This window comes from Methylophilus sp., assembly GCF_035460085.1.
Lineage (GTDB): Bacteria > Pseudomonadota > Gammaproteobacteria > Burkholderiales > Methylophilaceae > Methylophilus.
In genome coordinates, this window is sequence record NZ_DATHWZ010000039.1 from 1 (window position 1) to 2666 (window position 2666).

Here is a 2666-nt window from a genome sequence, read left to right on the forward strand (position 1 = left end):
ATAGTCAGTGGCAGAGTCTCGTTCAGTTCAACAATGGTGTCATCCACTGTCGGTACTGTCACGGTGAAGCTGCTTACACCTGCTGGTACGGTAATCGTGCCATTGGCGTTCAATACCACACCATTACTGAATACCGCTGTACCGTAGTCAGCTGTTGACGCTGTACCGCCACCTAATGTGTAGGTGTAGGTTGTCGGTACGTTCGTTGTTGCGCTCAAAGTCACGGTGTAAACCAGGTTGTTACCTTCAACAACGCTGTCATCACCTGGGCCAGGCTGACCTGGTTCTACAGTCACAACTGTTGCTTTGTCGTTATCAACAATCACACCTGTACCGGTCGCACCACCGATAGTCAGTGGCAGAGTCTCGTTCAGTTCAACAATGGTGTCATCCACTGTCGGTACCGTCACGGTGAAGCTGCTTACACCTGCTGGTACGGTAATTGTACCGTTGGCATTCAATACCACACCATTGCTGAATACTGCTGTACCGTAATCAGCAGCTGAGGCTGTGCCGCCACCCAATGTGTAGGTATAGGTAGCAGGTGCATTAGGCGCTGTACTCAAAGTCACGGTGTAAATCAGTGAGGTGCCTTCAACGACGCTGTCATCACCTGTACCAGGTTGACCAGGTTCGACTGTTGTAATGGTTGGTTGACCAGTACCGTTGAATTGCAGTGAAGATGTAGATGTATCACCATCATTATCAATCATTGTGAAACCTACACTGGTAGTTTCGCCTGCAACAAGCGGACGGCTACCATTGTAGAGGTAGGCGCCGGTTTCAACGTTTACAGTAATGGTTTCCCCTTTAGCGGTGGTCACAGTCAATTGATGGCTGTTTGCATTGTATCCATAACCGGTTACCGCTGGCGAGTTACCGCTGGCACTCACAGTATTGTTAGTTGCGTTGTAAGTGTAAGTGACACCACCGACAACAACACTTTGTACATATCCGCCATCTGCACCAAATGCGCCTAGGCTACCGGACGCTGTAGAAGCAGCCGGATCAATAGCCAGGTTGCCGCTGTTAACCAGGTTAGTAAGGATTTGTGCGCTGTCGGTTGTGCCGTAAGCGGTTTGCAGGTTAACACCCTGCAATACGATGGTTTGATTTTCAGCACCCGCATTAAAGCCGGCACTAAATCCACCTGTGCTACTGATATGCAAGACGGTGTTGCCATTTTCAACGGTCACTCGTACATAGTTTGACAAGTTAGCCAGACTTTCACCTTGCAATACGGATCTCAAATCGATCACATCTGCATTCAAAGTGAAATCTGTCACTGTATCTACAGCAGGACTACCTGCTGTACCTTCGTCACCTTTCTCCCAGCGGAAAATGTCACGGCCTGCACCACCGGTCAGGCTATCATTGCCTGATCCACCAACCAGAATGTCATTACCTATACCGGCATCCATGGTGTCATTCCCATCACCACCACGCAAGATATCATTACCAGCACCGCCATTCAGCGTGTCGTTACCGCCATAACCGTAGATCTGATCATCGCCACCTGTACCTGTCAGGGTATTGCCATTACCGTCACCCTCTTTGAGGTTAGGATTAGCAGTAGCGTTGCTCAACACGGTGGCATCAACCAATGTGCTGATAGCAGCTGAAGAGCTTGCACCTTGTGAGTCGGTCACAGTGATTGAAGTACCATTCAGCACTTCAGCGCTGATTGCACCGCCGCTCAATTTCGCTGTTGCTAATAGTTCATTGACTGCCAGGTTATCAATAGGGCCGCCATCCAGTGCAGTAATTACTACATGAGAAGATGGACCAATCAAGGTCAAGAAGCCTGGGTCATTAGTGATAACGACTTTAAGACCCAGTTCTGCAGCAAGTGCTTGGGATACTGTGAATTGACGGCCACCCAGTGATATCAGCGATTGATAGTTCAGCTCAACCTTGCTGATATTGTTATTTGCATCTGTTGCACCGAAGGCAGAACGTGTGCTCAAGTCAATCAGATTCAATGCTGACAGACCCACTAACCCTAACAGATTACCAGTATTAGCAATCGCTGCAACAGGGGCAACATTGGCAGTATTTTCATTGGTAACTGTTACTGGACCGCCGTTAGCTTGTGGCGCATCATCTTCGATTGTTACAGGCAATGTAGTTGTCTGGGTCACACCGTTTACAACAACTTTCACACCTACATTCGCGAGTACAGTATCTTCAACATTTGCTATCGGATGGTCAACTTGGCCATTCAATACAATTTTGTACTCACCGCTATCATTGATAGTAACGGTCAATACCTTTTCATTACCAGCGGAACCAGTCAAGGTTTTGCCATCAGCAGACAATGACCATGTAACAGCCACGCCACCAGAAGTCAGAGGTGTAGTTGGTGCTGTTAAAGTCCAGACTGCACCGGCATTGCTGCCATTAAGGCTAAAGGTTCCAGTCGCTTCAGCAGAGTCGGTAGTGTCGCTGCTACCTGTATTGTCTTTAATACCCCCTGCCAGACCTTCTTCGGAAACAGCAAATTTGCTGCCATTTACAGTAGTGATACCGCCATCATTATCAACAATGATACCGGTAGCGGTTTTACCACCAACATTAATGGGCAAAGTCTCATTTGACTCAACAAGAGTGTCATCGACTGTCGGTACAGTCACGGTGAAGCTGGTAACGCCAGGAGGCACGGTGAT

1 protein-coding gene is annotated in these 2666 nt (G+C 48.3%); it reads right to left on the reverse strand.

The features are described from left to right. Positions 1-2666, reverse strand: a 2666-nt coding sequence (locus VK958_RS06325; protein ID WP_325239914.1) for a beta strand repeat-containing protein, incomplete at both ends; no start/stop codon positions are given.